This is a genomic window from Litorimonas cladophorae (assembly GCF_014652455.1).
GTDB classification, from domain to species: domain Bacteria; phylum Pseudomonadota; class Alphaproteobacteria; order Caulobacterales; family Maricaulaceae; genus Litorimonas; species Litorimonas cladophorae.
Window position 1 is genome coordinate 261671 of sequence record NZ_BMYV01000003.1, and the last position, 18302, is coordinate 279972.

Annotated in this window: 16 protein-coding genes; 8 read left to right on the plus strand and 8 right to left on the minus strand. The window is 52.8% G+C overall.

Annotation, left to right across the window (positions count from 1 at the left end; all coding sequences use genetic code 11):
• Positions 1 to 5: 5 nt before the first annotated feature.
• Together metK and ahcY are read right to left on the minus strand one after the other, a co-directional pair.
• Positions 6 to 1205, minus strand: coding sequence for a methionine adenosyltransferase (gene metK, locus IE073_RS13060; RefSeq protein WP_189586923.1), 1200 nt, complete (start codon positions 1203 to 1205; stop codon positions 6 to 8).
• A gap of 96 nt (positions 1206 to 1301) precedes the next feature.
• A complete protein-coding gene (ahcY, locus tag IE073_RS13065; RefSeq protein WP_189586925.1) occupies positions 1302 to 2711 on the minus strand; it encodes an adenosylhomocysteinase in 1410 nt (469 codons plus the stop codon).
• 181 nt (positions 2712 to 2892) lie between these two features.
• On the opposite strand from ahcY, the gene IE073_RS13070 reads away from it, so the two are divergent.
• Positions 2893 to 3870 (plus strand): glycosyltransferase family 2 protein, encoded by a 978-nt coding sequence (locus tag IE073_RS13070; protein ID WP_267905579.1) that lies wholly within the window; start codon positions 2893 to 2895, stop codon positions 3868 to 3870.
• Between the two features lie 91 nt (positions 3871 to 3961).
• Entirely contained in the window at positions 3962 to 5686 is a 1725-nt protein-coding gene (locus tag IE073_RS13075; RefSeq protein ID WP_189586927.1) for an alkaline phosphatase D family protein, read from the plus strand.
• Between the two features lie 10 nt (positions 5687 to 5696).
• Here IE073_RS13075 and IE073_RS13080 read toward each other — a convergent pair whose 3' ends face one another.
• Positions 5697 to 6656: a sterol desaturase family protein gene (locus tag IE073_RS13080; RefSeq protein WP_233350088.1), complete on the minus strand. Its 960-nt coding sequence runs from the start codon at positions 6654 to 6656 to the stop codon at positions 5697 to 5699.
• 128 nt (positions 6657 to 6784) lie between these two features.
• Here IE073_RS13080 and IE073_RS13085 point away from each other — a divergent pair, with 128 nt between their 5' ends.
• Positions 6785 to 8041: an APC family permease gene (locus IE073_RS13085; protein WP_189586929.1), complete on the plus strand. Its 1257-nt coding sequence runs from the start codon at positions 6785 to 6787 to the stop codon at positions 8039 to 8041.
• 7 nt (positions 8042 to 8048) lie between these two features.
• On the opposite strand, the gene IE073_RS13090 is transcribed toward IE073_RS13085, so the two are convergent.
• Entirely contained in the window at positions 8049 to 8633 is a 585-nt protein-coding gene (locus IE073_RS13090; protein ID WP_189586931.1) for a hypothetical protein, read from the minus strand.
• A 106-nt stretch (positions 8634 to 8739) separates the two neighbouring features.
• Here IE073_RS13090 and IE073_RS13095 point away from each other — a divergent pair, with 106 nt between their 5' ends.
• Positions 8740 to 9333 (plus strand): hypothetical protein, encoded by a 594-nt coding sequence (locus IE073_RS13095; protein ID WP_189586933.1) that lies wholly within the window; start codon positions 8740 to 8742, stop codon positions 9331 to 9333.
• A gap of 11 nt (positions 9334 to 9344) precedes the next feature.
• Here IE073_RS13095 and IE073_RS13100 read toward each other — a convergent pair whose 3' ends face one another.
• Positions 9345 to 11264 carry an Hsp70 family protein gene (locus IE073_RS13100; RefSeq protein WP_189586935.1) on the minus strand — a complete coding sequence of 640 codons (1920 nt, stop codon included), beginning with the start codon at positions 11262 to 11264 and terminating at the stop codon, positions 9345 to 9347.
• Positions 11261 to 12202 (minus strand): hypothetical protein, encoded by a 942-nt coding sequence (locus tag IE073_RS13105; protein ID WP_189586937.1) that lies wholly within the window; start codon positions 12200 to 12202, stop codon positions 11261 to 11263. The genes IE073_RS13100 and IE073_RS13105 overlap by 4 nt, the downstream gene beginning before the upstream one ends.
• A 1013-nt stretch (positions 12203 to 13215) precedes the next feature.
• Here IE073_RS13105 and IE073_RS13110 point away from each other — a divergent pair.
• Entirely contained in the window at positions 13216 to 14244 is a 1029-nt protein-coding gene (locus IE073_RS13110; RefSeq protein WP_189586939.1) for a hypothetical protein, read from the plus strand.
• A 5-nt stretch (positions 14245 to 14249) separates the two neighbouring features.
• Positions 14250 to 15143 (plus strand): hypothetical protein, encoded by an 894-nt coding sequence (locus IE073_RS13115; RefSeq protein WP_189586941.1) that lies wholly within the window; start codon positions 14250 to 14252, stop codon positions 15141 to 15143.
• Positions 15144 to 15158: 15 nt separating this feature from the next.
• Here the strand turns inward: IE073_RS13115 and ispG are convergent, their stop codons facing one another.
• Together ispG and IE073_RS13125 are read right to left on the minus strand one after the other, a co-directional pair.
• On the minus strand, positions 15159 to 16277 hold the full coding sequence (gene ispG / locus IE073_RS13120) for a flavodoxin-dependent (E)-4-hydroxy-3-methylbut-2-enyl-diphosphate synthase (protein WP_189586943.1): 1119 nt from the start codon (positions 16275 to 16277) through the stop codon (positions 15159 to 15161).
• Between the two features lie 76 nt (positions 16278 to 16353).
• Positions 16354 to 17082 carry a helix-turn-helix domain-containing protein gene (locus tag IE073_RS13125; RefSeq protein ID WP_189586945.1) on the minus strand — a complete coding sequence of 243 codons (729 nt, stop codon included), beginning with the start codon at positions 17080 to 17082 and terminating at the stop codon, positions 16354 to 16356.
• Between the two features lie 161 nt (positions 17083 to 17243).
• On the opposite strand from IE073_RS13125, the gene IE073_RS13130 reads away from it, so the two are divergent.
• On the plus strand, positions 17244 to 17753 hold the full coding sequence (locus tag IE073_RS13130; protein WP_189586947.1) for a disulfide bond formation protein B: 510 nt from the start codon (positions 17244 to 17246) through the stop codon (positions 17751 to 17753).
• Complete coding sequence (locus IE073_RS13135) at positions 17753 to 18301, plus strand: demethoxyubiquinone hydroxylase family protein (protein WP_373298713.1); 549 nt, start codon at positions 17753 to 17755, stop codon at positions 18299 to 18301. The genes IE073_RS13130 and IE073_RS13135 overlap by 1 nt, the downstream gene beginning before the upstream one ends.
• Position 18302: the final 1 nt, after the last annotated feature.

Here is an 18302-nt window from a genome sequence, read left to right on the forward strand (position 1 = left end):
AGTCTTTAGAGTTTTGATCGAATCTCATCAATCAAGTCTGTTTTCTCCCAAGAGAACTCGCCATTCGGTCCAGGGTCACGGCCAAAGTGACCATAGGCCGAGCTTGGCGCGTAGATGGGCTTGTTTAGGTCCAGATGCTTGCGGATACCATGAGGCGTGAGATCCATCACTTGACGAATAATGCGCTCGATCTTGTCACCTTTGATCGGGTTATTGTCATCCACGTTGACGTAAATCGATGTCGGCGACGCCACACCAATCGCGTAGCTCACCTGAATTTCGACCCAAGGTGCAATGCCCGCCGCAACCAAATTTTTCGCGAGATAGCGCGTGGCATAAGCGGCCGAACGATCAACTTTCGTCGGATCTTTGCCAGAGAACGCACCGCCGCCATGCGGCGCCATTCCGCCATATGTATCGACAATAATTTTACGACCCGTCAGACCCGCATCTCCATCAGGTCCACCAATGACGAATTTGCCAGTCGGGTTGATGTGAAAGATCGTGTTATCAGTGATCCAGCCAGCCGGCAGAACATCCTTGATATAAGGCTTTACGCGTTCCGCGATTGTTTTGGAGTCCAGCGAGGCATCGAGATGCTGCGTTGATAAGACAATCGCTGTCGCTTCGACGGGGCGACCATTGTGATATCGGACTGTGACTTGAGACTTGCTGTCCGGACCCAACCAATCCTGACCCTCTTCTTTTCGGGCTTTGGCCAAGCGTTGCAGAATTTTATGCGAATAATGAACGGGCGCAGGCATTAGCGCATCAGGCACATCGCTAGAGGCATAACCGAACATGATACCTTGATCGCCAGCGCCCTCTTCTTGGTGGAGGCCAGCCCCCGAATCGACACCTTGCGCAATATCGACACTTTGCGGATGCAAGAGCACATCGATATCTGCATGTTTCCAATGGAAGCCATCTTGCTCATAGCCAATGTCGCGAATGGCCTCGCGGGCTACCGCTTCAATACGCTCCGGCGTGATGGAGGCTGGGCCCCGTGTTTCACCAGCGATGACGACTTTATTTGTCGTTGTCAGCGTTTCCGCTGCGACGCGAATTTGCCAAGGGTCCATGCCTTGGGCGATGGCTTCGCGAAAGAATAGATCGACGATTTCATCAGAAATACGGTCACTGACTTTGTCAGGATGACCTTCTGAGACGGATTCAGATGTGAACTCGTAAGATTGGCGGCTCATGGCTCGCTCCTCGATTTTAAGGCTCTACGCTTTTTATTATTATTTAGAGGCAGTGTAGGTGGCCCGATATTGAGCCACCTCGGATTTTCAGTAAGTTTAGTAGCGGTAATGTTCCGGCTTGAATGGGCCTTCTTGTTTCACACCAATATAGTCCGCTTGTTCTTGCGACATTTTCGTCAGCTTCACGCCAATCTTCTCAAGATGCAAACGCGCGACTTTTTCGTCCAAATGCTTCGGCAGCATATAGACTTTATTTTCATACTTCTTGGACGCCGCGTGCGCGTCTTCCCAAAGTTCAATTTGTGCCAGAACTTGGTTCGTGAAGGACGCGGACATAACGAAAGACGGATGTCCTGTGGCGTTGCCGAGGTTCAATAGGCGACCTTGAGAGAGTAGGATCATCCGGTTTCCGCCCGGGAATGTGATCATATCAACTTGGTCTTTGATGTTCGTCCATTTGTGATTTTTCAAAGCTGCGACTTGGATCTCATTATCGAAGTGACCAATGTTACCGACAATCGCCATATCCTTCATTTCGCGCATATGCTCCAAACGAATGACGTCTTTATTGCCTGTTGTTGTGATGAAGATATCAGCTGTTGCGACTGTGTCTTCGAGGGTCGTGACTTCGAAACCATCCATCGCGGCTTGAAGTGCGCAAATTGGGTCAACTTCCGTGACTTTAACGCGTGCGCCTGCACCTGCAAGTGAGGCCGCAGAGCCTTTGCCCACATCGCCATAGCCCAGAACCACGGCCGTCTTACCAGCCATCATCGTATCTGTAGCGCGACGAATGCCGTCAACGAGCGATTCTTTGCATCCGTATTTGTTGTCGAATTTTGATTTCGTAACAGAGTCATTCACGTTGATCGCAGGGAACGGGAGACGTCCTTCTTCGACCAACTGGTAAAGGCGATGCACGCCAGTTGTAGTTTCTTCGGACACGCCAACGATTTGGGCGTGAACTTTCGTGAACCAACCTGGGCTGGCGGCCATGCGCTTCTTAATTTGCGCGAAGATTGCCGCTTCCTCTTCTGAAGCAGGCTCACCTGCGATGAGGTCCGTTTCACCCGCTTCAACGCGAGCGCCCAAGAGAACGTAAAGTGTGGCATCACCACCATCATCAAGAATGAGGTTTGGACCTTCTGGGAACAAGAATGATTTATCGAGATAATCCCAATGCTCTTCGAGAGACTGCCCCTTGATTGCAAAGACAGGCACGCCACTTTCCGCAATAGCTGCAGCCGCATGGTCTTGTGTCGAAAAGATGTTGCATGACGCCCAACGCACATCCGCACCCAGAGCCGTAAGTGTTTCAATTAGAACCGCCGTTTGGATGGTCATGTGAAGAGAGCCGACAATGCGGGAGCCTTTGAGGGGTTTCTCTTCGCCAAATTCTTCGCGCAGAGCCATCAATCCTGGCATTTCGGTTTCGGCGATGTCGAGTTCCTTGCGCCCAAATTCGGCGAGGGAGATGTCTTTTACAATGTAATCTTGTGCGCTCATGGCCAGATGTCCTGATCGATAATATCTTAAATTAGACCGCCACATACGCGCCGCCACACCTATCGTCAACACGATATAACGTTTTTCTTATATGCCCTACTCACCTTATGGCATAGGGTGACTTGTAATCTGTCGCGGGTTAGGTCGTACCCAAATCATTGAGGAACCCACCATACCCGCTATTTCAGTCATTATTGTCAATTACAACGCCGGCGACTATTTACGCCGCAGCGTCGAAAGCCTGCTGGAACAAACCGTATCTGACTTTGAATGTTTCATTGTCGATAATGGTAGCACGGATGGTTCAATGGCGGCGCTTCCAGGTTTGGACGCACGCTTCATCAAAATGGAAATGGGTGAAAACCTCGGCTTTGCAGTCGCCAATAATCGCGCCGCAGACCGGGCCAGCGCAGATTGGATTGCCTTACTCAACCCTGACGCTTTCGCCAGACCCGATTGGCTCGAGCAGGGCCTCGCAGCGCGATCACGTCTGCCAAACGTCGCAATGGTCGGCAGCACGCAGATCTTGGCGCTCGAACCCCATAAATTTGATGGCTTAGGCGATGAGTATCACGCCTTCGGCGTCGCTTGGCGCGCGGGATTTGGCGAGCCCATCAGAGACATTCAGACGCGTGAAGCGTTCGGCCCTTGCGGTGCGGGCGCATTTTATGACCGCCACGTCTATCAGGCCTTGGGTGGGTTTGATGAAAGCTTTTTTTGCTATCACGAAGACGTCGATCTCGCGTTTCGTATACGGTTGGCAGGATATCGTTGTGTGCAGAGTGCGGAGACTGTAATTGATCATGTCAGTTCCGCCATTTCTGGGCGCGCGTCAGAATTTGCCGTTTATCATGGCACGCGCAATCGAATCTGGACCTTTTTCAATAATATGCCCGGACCTCTCTTGATCTTGCTAACGATTCCACACCTGCTCTCAAACCTCGCATTTTTGACCGTTAGTTTGTTTCGCAAAGGGCGGTTTTCCCCGACTTTTCGAGGCATGCGAGACGGGTTTTTTACGCGACCAAATAGTCGGTCTGCAAAGGTGGTTCGGAAAGCCTCCCTTCTGAGCTTATTGAAATCTATGGGATGGAACCCGCTGAAGGTTGTTAAACGGCGCTGCGTCAATGAACGCCCCCTTTCAGATCATTCGGAATAACTCACCGCTGACAGTCACGAGTTGGCCCCTTCTGAAATGTCTGATAGATGCACCAAAAATATGCAGCTGATACAGCGCAGACGGGGTTAAAATGGACAGTAAATTAACACGACGAGGCTTGATGGGTCTAACCGCTGGCGCGGGCTTAGCCGCCTGCTCCGCGCCTAATCCAATCTCTGCGCGGAATGACGGAACCGTCTCTTCGGGCGCTTTCGCCCATGGCGTCGCTTCTGGTGACCCCTTTGCAGAAAGCGTTGTGCTTTGGACCCGTGTGACTCCTGACACGGAAGGCGACATTGAGGTTCTCTGGGACGTCGCTCAAGAACGAGACTTCACCAGTCTTATCGCGACGGGCGCCCTGCAGACAAATGCTGCTAAAGATTATTGCGTCAAAATTGTTGCGGAAGGCCTGTCCCCGAGTACGGAATATTTTTATCGCTTCCGCTCTGGAAACGCCTTCTCTCCCGTCGGGCGCACGCGGACTCTACCTGTGGGATCGCCTGAAAAATTGCGCTTTGCTGTCGTGTCCTGTGCCAACTGGCAGCACGGCTATTTCAATACCTATGACGCCGTGGCCAAACGCGCGGCGGTCGACCCATATGATGCGATGATCCACCTCGGTGATTATTATTATGAATATGGCGAAGAAGCAGCGGGACGGCTACCCGATCGTGTACATGAGCCCAAACATGAGATCGTCAGCTTGGATGATTACCGCACACGTCACGCGCAATATCGATCAGATGCCGCACTACAAGCCGCAACCTCTGCGATGCCGCTGATTGCGGTCTGGGACGATCACGAAACCACAAATGATAGTTGGAAAACGGGCGCCCAAAACCATCAACCCGACATAGAAGGTGACTGGGATGTACGTAAACAAGCGGCCCTGCGCGCGTATTACGAATGGATGCCTATTCGGGAGCCGAAGGTCGGACGCGTTCGCTCCGATATTTACAGGAACTTTCGCTTTGGTGATTTAATGAATTTAACCTGCGTCGAAACACGCCTGACAGCACGCGCGGAACCGATCATTGTCGAGTCCTATTTGGACGAGATCAGCGCAGAAGGCGGCGCAGACAAATTCCGGAAGGACGTCCTTTATGCGCCTGATCGAGAAATGTTTGGGGCAGACCAGAAAGAGTTTATCATCAATGCATTGCGCAGTTCAAAAGAAGATGGCGTCCAATGGCGTTTCTTAGCCAACCAAGTTATCATGGGGCGGTTGCTTACGCCTGATTTCTCGCCTTACATTACAGAAGAAGCCTTCGCGAACATCGAACCAGATTGGCCAGGGGTGCGCGATTTTGTTACGCTCAGCCAATATAATATGCCTGTTTATCCCGACAGTTGGGATGGATATCCGGTCGCGCGCGAAAATTTCTACGCCGCGCTGGATGCTGAAGGCCTAAACGACTTGTTGGTCCTAACCGGCGACGCCCATGAATTTTGGGTCAATGATCTGACGTCAGAAACTGGCACCAAAGTCGGCATGGAAATTGTGACCAGCTCAGTCTCGTCCGAAACGCTGCAGGCTTATCTGGGCGACGGCACAGCTGACCACAATTTACTGCTGACGAAAGAAAACCCAGATGCGCGCTATTACAATGCAACGATCAATGGGTTTATCGATTTGACGGTGACGCCGAAGAAAGTGGATGCACAGATGGTAGGCGTAAATACGGTTTTATCGAAGGATTACACGACGGTCGAAACCGCGCGCTTCGCGTTGAAAAAATCAGGCGAGACGATCAAGGCTAAATCGCCCAAGGGTTTGAGCTTCACCCAACGCGTGTTATTTCACGGGCTCGGTTAAACCCCAGAGGTCATGCTACGTCCCGACGGGGTAGCCCCGGCTGCCCCGAAAGGTGAGGATGGGCCGCAACGTGATCCGCTTTCAATTGCGCCGAGCCTTTTCGAGATCCGTCATGCGACCAGCCGGGCGGCGCAAAGAGATACTTCAACCGCTGACTCACTGATAAGCCGGGCGTAAACGCATCCTTTACCGCGGCCCACATTTCCGCAAATGCAATCTTGATCGGATTATAAGTCCCGACATTTTTCACGAGGCCATATTGGATCTCAACAGTGTCATCCTCTGGCACAAATGTTCCAAACATCTTGTCCCAAATAATTAAAATGCCCGCATAATTTGTGTCCAAATATTGCGGGTTTGTCCCGTGATGCACCCGGTGATGTGAGGGCGTGTTAAAGACAGCTTCAAACCATTTCGGCAAACGTCGGATTGCTTCCGTATGGACCCAATATTGGTAAAGCAGGTTCAGGGAGCCGACAAAAGCCAAAAGGAGCGGATGCACACCCAAGACCACAAGCGGCGTGGAGAGCAAAACAAAGCCCGTAAAGTGATTATTCCAAGGCTGCCGCAACGCCGTTGAAAGATTATAGTGTTCGCTACTGTGATGAACGACATGAGCGGTCCAGAACCATCGAATACGATGGGCTGCGCGATGCTTCCAATAATAAAGAAAGTCTTGCGCGACCAGCGCCAAAATAATCACCGGTAACGTTACGCCCCAATCTAAAACTCGAAACTGCCACGCCCACATTAATACGCCGAGGCTGATAAAGGTCATTGCAATATCTGACACTAAATTTCCGAAGCCCATCAACATTGAGGTGAGCGCGTCTTTTGTTTCATATCGCCCTGCGAGCTTCCCTCGGCGAACAAACCACCACTCTAGCGCAATGGTGATCACAAAGAAGGGCACAGCCAGCGCGAGTACCATTGGAAACTCGGGTGGAGGTATCGGGAGATCAGAATTCATACGCTAATTTCTGTCACATCGTAAGCGGTGTCAATGCGACGCCATCACGCGAGAATTCCCGATTTATAACTGACACGAAACGGTCAACATGCGAGAGCGGCGCAAACTTTAATAGCACGAGCCCGTCTATGACTGAGGTTAAAACACCTGAGCCCAAACAACTAAAGCGAACCGTAGGTTTTCCAGGCGCGGTTTTGTTGGGTTTAGGCTCTATACTTGGGACTGGCGCTTTTGTCGGTTTGGCTCTGGCGGTCGGAATTTCTGGGGCGATGACGCCTTATGCGCTTTTGCTGGCGGGTTTACTTGCAGGCTGTAACGCCCTGTCGAGCGCGCAACTCGCAGCAGCCCACCCTGTTTCGGGCGGAACTTATGCCTATGGCTATCGGTTCTTGTCGCCGGCGGCTGGGTTCACCGCCGGAACCTGTTTCATGCTGGCAAAATCGGCCAGCGCCGCCGCGGCAGGATTGGGGCTGGCAATCTATCTGTTCCCACAATTTAATACGAATATAGTCGCTGCGTACCTTATCATTGGGATTACGGCGCTTGTCGCGCTGGGTCTGCGCCGCGCGAATGTCGTCAACACAGTCCTCGTCATCATAACAGTCAGCGCGTTAATTTGGCTGGCCGTTGCAGGCCTATTTTCGCCCGCGTCCGCGCCATCTATTGAGCGAAAAATTTCATCACCCGACTTTCTGCAAGCCACCGCCCTGCTCTTTGTCGCCTTTACGGGGTACGGACGCATCGCGACCTTGGGCGAAGAAGTGAACAACCCTCGTTCCACCATCCCAAAGGCCATCATCGCCACTATTTTTATTTCAACGGCATTATATTTCGTGGTCCTTCTTTCGGGATTAAATGTTTTGGGCGTCGACGGAATCGAAAAGGCAGCTCTCGCGAAATATGCTCCGTTACAAATGGTGGCCGAAACTCTAGGACACTCTCCGCTTACACTCACAATATCCATTGCCGCAGCGACGGCCATGGCAGGGGTCGCGCTGAATTTACTTCTCGGACTAAGCCGCGTTTTACTAGCAATGGGTCGACAAGGGGACGCGCCAAAAGTCTTTGCCAAGCTAAGCGCAAAGTCTGAGCCCCTTATCGCGGTTTGGGGGGTGGGCATCGCCATTGCGCTTATCGCTGCCTTTGGCGGGCTAAAACTCGTCTGGAGTTTTTCTGCGTTTACCGTTCTCGTCTATTACGCCATCACCAATCTTTGTGCCCTGCGTCTCGCGCCCGCTGATCGTCTTTGTCCACGCGTCATCAGTTGGTTGGGCCTCATTGGGTGCGCGGGCCTCGCGCTCTTCGTCGATCTGTCTGTGATCTTCGCAGGCACGGCGTTAATTGTTGTGGCATTAGGCCTACGGTTCGTTTCTATTCATAAATGAATTTAAGTCACGATGGTGGATCGAGAACTTCAACTCTGATTTTTTTGACGTCCATATTCAAAACCTCCGCCATTTCCCCAGGCCAAACAGACGCATGATCGAGACCCTGCTGTGCCGTCAATGCCCCTGGGCGGAACTCTATAGAGTAGTCTGTCCAACTCTCGGTGAGTTCTCGACGCGTCCACCCGCTATCGCCTGATCCTGCCGAAAAATACCCCATGTCAAAATGCTCAAGGGGATTAATACGAGAGGCGCGCGCCGTCACAGTCATACGCAGCAATCGCGTTGCGAAAGCGCGCTCATATTGCGGTCCCAATGGTGCGAAAACACCCGGTCCGGGAGGAAGGCTCTCCCTTGCAGCGGTGCTGGACAGTCGCGCAAAAGCACTTTCACCACCCGCCGCAGCCACATAAATCGCCTGAGTACCAGGTTGAGCGGTCAAGCGAACCAACTCCTCGCCTTCCATTGTGTACCCATTATCCCAAATCTCGCGGTCGGTCAGGTCGATACGCTCCCCAAGTGACAGTGCAAAGACGATCATTGCGGCAACAATGATGGCGGCGAGCGGGTAAAAATAACGGTCTTTGAGCATGATATGTAGATCGGGTTCAGGGGAGGTTCAATTTTATGCTATAAGGACAAGGAGACGATAGGCCAATGGATTTACGGCGGTCACGAAATTATTCGAAGGCGTAGCCATGACTATTAAATCCATTTTTCATCTGTCCATCTTGACAACAGCTCTGATATGTCCTGCCGCCGCTTTCGCCCATCCTGACAAACCAGAAGCAGGTTCTGAAACGACTGTCGAGCTCTCGACCCTTGATCCAGATGGAGAGCTGTCGGATAAAATCGACGCTAAACTTTCAGAGCACAAACTCCGGATCGCGAAATCGTCGGCGCGTTTGAAACGAAACCTCGATAAGAAGCAGGCTGCCGCTGATGGCGACGTGTCTGAAGAAATCGAAGCGGTCGCCGATCTATTGGAAGATGTCTTTGCCAAAGATGGTCTGTTCCGCGACCTCACCGCACTCGTGAGGGATTTCGCACAAGATGTTGAAGTTGATAAGCAAGACGGAAAGACCGTTCTGCGGTTTGACGGCGCGACCGTCGGCCAGATTGAAACCCGAAAAAGCCGCGATAGCGACGACCGCCTTTCCATTTCAGGGCTTGGTAAGAACTTGACCTTGGACCGCGAAACCATCGTCAAAGATGGCAAGTCTAAGACCCGGATTGTGATTGAAATGGACGGCCAAGACTCTGTCGATATCACGCTTCCCCAAATTGATTAGAACCAGATTGATTAGACTAAAAACAGCACAGCGCGTTCGTCTGCGCGTTCCCGCAATGCACTGCCCAACATATCCGTCAGTTCGCCCGTGAAGCGGGTGGAGGCGGCATCGGTCCACGCCGTCTGGACTGCCGTGATCAAATCTCCGCGCTGCTTATTGACGGCAGATCGGATACGGCCATCGGTCAAAATTTGCCGCGCCACCACAGGCATTTTCGCGCTGCGGACTTTTCCTGAAATTGCCTTCTTCCCAAACAAATAGGTCCCACCCAACATTGCGCCGCCGAGGATAACGCCTAACGGGTTGAGGAAAAGGATGGCAAAGACATTCGCATGCGCCAGTAGCGAACCGATTAAAATCGCTGACAATGTCGTCCCAACTAGGGCCGTATCGCTTTCCACGGATCCGACATTTGGCATGGCGAGTGACATACCCTCCAGATGCCGGGACACATGTTGCGAGTCATTGAGCGACAGCACCATAGCAGGCAGTCCATGATCGCGGCAGAGCGGATCGGTTACCGTTTCAATATCGCGCTGTAGCCCCGCGAACCAGACATCAATCACGGGCCGTAGCGCGGCTTGGGCGGCATCAGACCCGAGCCACTCGGCGACGCGTTTATTTAAGTCGCCTTCAACTTCGTCCAAGGTCGGTATTTTGCCCGTCCGCCAATCGCGAAACGCGGGCAGAATACAAGCATCCGTAATGGCGTCGACCAAAACGGGGGCGAGTGTTTTGCCAAGACCGCCTGAGGCTTTCGCAGCCTTGGCGGCAATGTCCCCGCCTTCGCGTGTGTGGCGGCCGACTTCGGTTTTGAAACTGGCGTGAAGATGTTCGAACCGTCCGAGCCAGGCTAGACCGCGTGCAATCGCGAATTCCGGTTCCGCACCCCGAACAACGCGGGCTTTGGGGAACGCGGCTTTGGTCGCCGGAAGGACCAACGGCAAGCGGGACGCCCCGCCCGTGAGTAAGATCGTGTCAGGCGCGCGACCCCCGAGATTTTCAACCGTTTCCTTCAACGCAAAATCGAAAGCCGAACGCCAGCTATAGCCGTGAAGCGCGGCGAGCGGTTTGTCCAAAATCATGTCGGCATCGGCTTTGTCGAGGCGAATATCGAAGACGACGCCGCGTCCAATCGGGAGCCGTTTCAGGAGTTCAACCGTGACTTCTTCGCCGGTAAAATAGGCTTCTTTAGCTTCACGGCACCAATATTCCATGATCGGGCGGTAATGCGGATATTTTGCTATCAGTTGTTCGATCTTTTTACGGTCTTTCTGCCGCGCTAAGTTCAGCTCGAAAATTTCGGTGTCGAGCAAGCCTGAACCCAAAACATTATGGCCCACATCCTGCGCATCCAGATCGCGGCAATAGGTGAAGTCCGTGGTGGACGACCCGATATCGACGATCAAGACGGAGGCGCGAGTGTCTTCGATGGACAGATAGCCCTGCTCTAGCGCGGTCATCAGGGCCGCGCGGCTCTCTGGCACGATGCGCACCTCGCTCAGCCCTGCGGCTTGGAACACGGCGCGATAGTCTGTGCGGTCCTCGGACGTCCAGCCAGAGGGACAGCCGACGATGAAGCGGCTTTTCTTAGCGCCCAAAATCGTGCCGTCCGCCGCCAGCCCGTCGATCAGCGTTTGCGCGAAGGCGATGGTCGGTTCGCGCACCGAACTTACGTCCAAATCGCGAGATTTAAATTTCACCGCGACATTGGCTTTTGGGCCGAGCGCGGCGAGGTTCAGCGCGTCTGCGCCGATTTTCACGCCGCTTTTATCCGTGGCGACAGCGGTGACAAAGCTGCGCCGGCCGCGCCATTCCAAAATTTCAGGCTCGCGGACCGTTGCCCCGAAGGCACGACCCAGCGCCGTTTCGCCATGACCGAGATCAAAGCCGATAAATTCTAGCTGCGAAACAGGTCCTTTTGCCATCATGATCGCACCCACACCGTCCCGCGCCGTAGCACGCTGCCGTCTTCGCGGAGCAAAGCTGGCGCGGCCATTTCCACTTTTGCGCCCTCGCCCATTCCGGGGAGTTCGTCGAAATAGCTGGCCGTTTTCTTCGAATACTCCACCACAGAAATCCCGCCACTGCGGAGCAATCCGGGGAGTTCTTTGTCAATCAAGTCCAGCGCGAAGCCCGTGTCGCCTGCCCCGCCCGCTTCGAGCAAGTTTTGCAACAGCGCGGCCAAGCGTGGCGTGTCGGCCCAATGGGTCTCGGCTTGGGGTTCGGCCAATCGCACCAAGATGTGGTCGGCGGTTTTCAGCGCGTCTTCGATCTGGCCGATCAAGCCCTGCGCATCGGTGGTCAGGCGCGCCTCGGCGGTGAATTGCCGCCCTGTGTGATCTTCCAAGGCTGCGGGTGGTTTCCTGTTCGGCAAGATCGAGAGCAGCTTTTTGAACCGCTTTGGCTCGAGCGTATGTAACCCCGCGAGGACGGCGGCCGAAAGCATGACCAACCCCGCGCCCTGCACCAATCCGACGAGGCCCAAGACGGCGGCCGCGCCATAAAATAACGTCGGCTGTCCCAAGAGGCTCGACACGCCAGCACGAGGTGTCCCTGTTTCGACATAGGCGACCTCTGCGGAGACCGCGCGGTCCAACACGCCCGTGCCGGATTTAATGACCTCGATCAGCCACAGCCCCGCCTTTTGCAGGGCGGGGTCTTCGGTCGTCCGCGCAAAGGCCGCGCCTGTGCGGTCCAAAGCCGAGCGGATCGCGCCGACGGTTTGCGCGGAAGAGTTTTCACCGCGAAGCGCCACTTCCAATTCCGCGCGCTGGGCCGCAAAAGCGGGCAAGAGCGACGGTGCGGTTAAGGCGGTCGCGGCAGGGTTGGAGAGCGACTTATTTGTATTTCGGGGCCCAAGTGACATGAGTCAGATGTCGTGGCCGCAGACCAAAGTGTCAACCCAAGGACCATAGAGGTTTATGTGACGTTCAGACAAGCGATCGCGCGCACTGCCCATCTAGGGAGCAGCTAGTTTCCAACGCGGTTCGGGCTGTTGAATTTTCCGTAGGAAAAATCAACGGGGCGGCGAACCGCAAATAGAGGGCGAAGCCCTCGAAAAAAGGACAGCCCGCGTTGCCGATATCCGCGACGGATACCGGAGTGTTTAGTGTTGTTTTACGCGAAGATCAGCAACGCGGCAGCGGTTTTTGAAGAAGCGGCCAGTCATAAACCCCGCAGTTGGCACACTTGGAACCAGCGGTCGGCTCTCACTCCTAAAGCCCCGGCACCTCCAGATGTCTCACCACCTGACGCTCAGACCCACCGTCCCTCGAACCAGAAGATGAGCTCAACCTGTCCCATGTCCGAGAGAACGAGTTTAAAAATAGGCGTAAAGGGTGGGGGCGGGGACGCGATTTTTGAGATTTTTTATAAGCCGTTGAAACTGGGTATTATTTGTCCCGCAAACGTCATGCATAAACAGGGAAAGACTTTCAAAGCACAGCCTCGTTTCGTGTCTAATCCCGTTTCCAATCCCGTCATCACAAGACCCGTTCTTATGATCCAAAAGTAACTACCCGTGGATTGCAAGGCCAAGCCTTGCAATGACGGACGTCGAGAGGGTTGAAGGAAGGCGGGGACGCATCTCGCCCGAAAAGGGTCTGGGAGACCTCTTTTAGAGATGCGCCGAGCAGCTAATCTGTTCGGATATAACGGAGCTTTCGGTGTTGGAAAATGAGCGCTGAAAACAATTTATGCAGCGATAATCAACCACTATCTGTCAAAACTGCTGTTTCATGAAGTGCTTGAGACAAGATGCTGAAGGTAGTGCCTAAATTTAACCTTACCCTACTATCGGTGGGTCACCCGAACGGTTCCCTGAACAGGGATTGACCGATGAGGAGCTATACAAATAGAAATGAGGTAGTATTATAGGGAATGGCCATTCAAGTTTTAGCGACATCATACGACAAAGTAATTAAAAGTTACGTAGCAACAGGAACATGCACTTATCAGTATGCTCTTGATAATATTTTTCCTTTGATCAACAAATTTCCTGCTCAACGAAAACTCCAGAACCAGAAGTTCTACAAACGTTTACGAAGTGACATAGTTGCTGGATGCATAATGCCCGCAATAACGTTGGCAATAGTAGGTGAAACGACCGAACAACTACTAAACAAAGGTAATTTTGAAACTAGGTTAGTGGACGAAATATCTAACTCCGTTGTTCTTGACGGAATGCAACGATTAAACACTTTGCATGCAGCAAGTGAAGACGAAGGTTTCGATGCTGATCGGTTACTTTACGTCAACTTCATCCTAGCTCCAGACCAAGATCGACTTTTGTATCGTATGATTACGCTAAACAATGGTCAAAAACCTATGACCGCGCGTCATCAGATCGAAATTCTTACTCACAGTATATTTGACTTTGACGCATTCGAGAATTTCGAAGTGCAAACAGAGAAAGAAAGTGAGTTAAAACGTAAAAACAGAGCCTTTAAATTAGCCGATGTTTCTAAGTCCTATACCGCATTTCTGACGAGAAATGTTAACAATGAAAACAATAAAATCATAGACCAGAAAATGGATGATATCTTAGTGTCAAGAATCATTGCCGAAGGTGTTGAAGACGATTCTGTGAACTTCGAAAACGTATTGAATTTAATCGATCGATTTTGTGTATCAGATGCAGCTCTTTCCTGGTTCAAGGTGAATAACAACCTTATAGGATTCACTGCGGCAATAAAAAATTCATTTGATATTTTATCAGACATGTCAGTCAAAGAATTTGAGGTCGCCATTCAAAACTTTGATAATGCATTTAAGATAATTAAAGTTTCTGCGGTCAATTTAGGTAAGATGAGACGAAGTTTAGCACATGAGTTTATAAACCATATTGATAGGTTTAAAGACTTTAATCTCGAAGATTTAGAATCGCATTTTATCGACTTTACTGCCTAGAAAACATGAAACAGTTTGAACTTGGAGAACGTTTTAAAAACCAGTCGCATCTGGCGCTGCCCGCTCAGTCTAAGTTTCCCTTATGCAGAAATTATGAGAGCTGGTCTTTTCTTAAGATAATTTCTGCATCCGCGTCTTACAAACATTACAAAAGCAATCGATTTGTTGCGCAACGTAAAAACTTTCTTCGGCCGAACCTGTCTGACTTTGGCGGACATTGGCATACTGGGTTCGCGAAGTACCTATCTGAAGACGCGCCCTTCGAAGACATCTTCGAGCAATATGAAAATAGAGGTACTTTAGAAAACGCTTTTTATAAATCTTTAAACGTTGAATTATTAAATTTTCTAAGATTCCAAAACCTAGGGCACCATACCTCAGCATTCATCCATTTATACCGTATGCTTGAACATTCTGCTTATGCAGCTCCCATGTTGTTCGTTTTGTCGGAGCGTTCATTTGTTAAATCATACAACGAACTATCGAGATGGTTCACGGCTGAAAAACAGAGGTCAGAGTTAGCGTTTTTCAAAAAATTCGTAGAAAGCGTTTTCGACTCTAGCATGATGCTGACGGAACTCGAATTCAGTTTGTTAGCACCAACTGACGAGATACGAGAAAAGCACTATAAGACACTAAAAAGAATGGCGGGAGGGAAGTCATATAACTTTACAGAAATTGTCCTAAATGAAAATTTCTCTGTCCCGTTCAGTGAAGTAAGTAGCTTTATTATCACCATCAGAAATAGGTTTTTTCACTACGGCATTACCAATAATGGAAATATTTCTTCTGATGACTTAATGGACAGTGACGATTTTTTTTATTCATTAAACGATATGCTAATGCACTGGTTATCAACTTTGTTAGTGAGTTTGGCACAGCGCTCAATTTCTACATAAATATACTCACTCTTATTAGTCGACCAACGCCGCCGCCCGTTCTTCAACCGCCGCGACAATCTCATCGACCATCACGTCATTATCGGTCTTCCCCGTCTTTTTCCCCGCGTGATACATCATGCCATATCCCGCACTGCCGCCTGTGAAGCCGATGTCGGTGAACATGGCTTCGCCGGGGCCGTTGACGACGCAGCCGATGATGGAGAGCGTGATTGGGGCGGAGATATGGGCGAGCCGTTCTTCCAGCGTTTGAACCGTTTTGATGACGTCAAAGCCTTGGCGGGCGCAGCTGGGGCAGGAAATGATATTCACACCGCGCGTGCGCAGGCCGAGGGATTTCAGCATATCAAAGCCGACTTTGATTTCCTCCACCGGATCCGCCGAGAGCGACACACGAATTGTATCGCCAATCCCCGCCCAGAGCAGATTGCCCATCCCGATTGAGGATTTCACCGTGCCAATGCGCAAACCGCCTGCCTCTGTGATGCCCAAATGCAGCGGCGCGTCCGTGGCATCGGCGAGTTGGTGATAGGCCGCGACGGTCATAAAGACGTCAGAGGCTTTGACCGAGATTTTGTAATCATGGAAGCCTTCGTCATCGAGCATGCGGGCGTGCATTAGCGCGCTTTCCACCATGGCGTCGGGGCAAGGCTCTCCGTATTTTTCCAGCAGGTCGCGTTCGAGTGAGCCACCATTGACGCCGATACGGATGGAGCATCCATTGGCGCGGGCGGCGGCGACGACTTCTTTCACGCGATGTTGCCCGCCAATATTGCCGGGGTTGATGCGCAGGCAGGCCGCGCCTTGGTCGGCGGCTTCGATCCCGCGTTTATAATGGAAATGAATATCGGCGACGAGCGGCGTTTGCACTTGGTCGACAATGGCGCGCAGGGCGGCGGAGCTTTCTGGGTCGGGGACGGAAACGCGGACAATATCTGCGCCAGCCTCTTGCAGGGCGAGGACTTGGGCGACGGTGGCGTCAATGTCATGGGTCAGCGTGTTCGTCATGGACTGCACAGCAATGGGCGCGTCGCCGCCGACTTCGACGGAGCCGACTTTGATCTTGCGGGACTTGCGCCGCTCAATCGTGCGCCAAGGGCGAATGGAGTTAATGTCTGTGGGTGTGCCGCTCATGCGCTGGCTATAGCGCGGCGGTGTGGCGGGTCAAAGGCTTGATTGCGCCTGAAATGCGGTGAAGCTTTGCGCGAGATTATTGATTGAGCGACAGGGTCAGGCCGTCAATCGGCTCGCCCACTTCACCCAAGGGACCGACAAGACGCGCGCCGTGGTAAAGCTCGACCGCGCCTGCATCACGAACCGACACGCGGTAGCCGCCATTGGTCGGGCCTTGCCAGGTTTCGCCCGTAACGAAAATGCGGCTGATGAGGGTCGTGCCGCTCGCGTCGGTGACTTTGACCCAGCTGGGCGCGGTGGTGCGCAAAGTGAACAAATCGTCGCTGAGGATGGGTGCGGCGGGCGCTAGCTCTGCGAGGTTGGGCTGGGCCGTGAGCGGTGTCGTCGCTGGCGCGGCAATGGCTTCGGACTGCGTGCCGTACCAAAGGCCGACCATCAGCGCGACAGAGGCGACACTCACCGCCGAGAGAAACCCGCGCGGCAGGCGCAACTGGCGACGTAAAATGACATGCGGCGCATCGCGCAGTGGGACTTTGGTCAGGGCGATGTCGGCTTTATATTCCTTGACCGCGACATTGCCGTCCATGCCCAGCGCTTTGGCATAGGTCCGTACAAAGCCCAGCGAATAGCCAATGGCGGGCAGCGCCGTTTCGTCCAAGCTCTCTATGGCTTCGATATAATCAATGCGCAGGTTCGTCGCCGCCGACACATCCGAAATTGACAGGCCGAAACGCTCGCGCCGCAAACGCAGGCGCGTTCCAAAGTGATCTGCCGATCCAGGTGTCGAATTGAGCGTATGGGGCATTCTGGCCAATGGTATAGGGCGGGGGACTTACAGGAGTGTTAACGAATTGGACATTATGCGTCGAGTCAAAAAGAGACAGGTCCAAAATCTGTTTGCAGGTGGGACAATATATGGCGACCCTGTCACGTGACAGGGCGCGTGCGCATGATTATAGGGCGCCTATGATTGGTTCTTGGCTGAAAACTTTGCACGCTCACCGCGCTGCGCCGCTGGTCGCCCTGCTCGTTTCGGGCGGGTTATTGGTGGGCGCTTGGATTTTCCAATATGGCTTCGGCTATGTCCCCTGCCAAATGTGTTATTGGCAGCGTCACGCGCATAAGGTCGTCTTGGGCTTGGCCGCGCTTTGGGTCGTGCTGCGGGCCTTGGGCGTCAAATCTGGTGAACTGTTGAAATGGGCGGTGGTGGTGGCGCTGCTGGTAAGCTTTGGAATTGCGGCTTGGCATATGGGCGTTGAATATGGCTGGCTGGAAGCGCCGAAATCCTGCGTGGCGGGCAATCTGGGGACGCTGGCGGTGGATCAGTCTGATCCGCTGGCTTTCCTCGACAACAACATTCGCCCGCCTGCCTGTTCCGAAGCCGTTTGGCATTTCCTCGGCCTGTCGATGGCGGGCTGGAACGCCCTGATCTCCTTGATCTCGGCGCTGTGGATCGCCACATCCAAGGTGAAATGATGACCCAAAAACCGCAAACAAAGAAAACGAACCCGAGGATTGCAGAAATGCTCCGCGTCGACCATGCGGGCGAATATGGCGCTGTCGCGATTTATCGTGGCCAACAAGCCGTCTTCCGTCGCCAACGCGCCACGCAACCTATGGCCGCGCAACTCGCCGAAATGGAAGCCGAAGAGCAAAAGCATCTAGACGCCTTTGATAAGCTGCTGATCGAACGCAATGTTCGCCCGACGGCCATGACGCCGATCTGGAACGTCGCGGGCTATGGCCTCGGCGTTGTCACGGCGCTGATGGGCGAAAAAGCGGCCCATGCTTGCACGGAAGCTGTGGAAACCGTGATCGAGGAGCATTACGCTGAACAGGCGGAAGCCTGCGCGACCGAAGACCCCGAACTCGCCGCGACTTTTCTCGAATTCCGAGAAGATGAATTGCACCACCGCGACACCGCCATTGCGGGCGGATCACAAGACGCCCCCGCCTACCGCACCCTCAGCGCAGTGATCGAAGCCGGTTGCCGTGTCGCGATTGCAGTGACAGCGAAGATTTAAT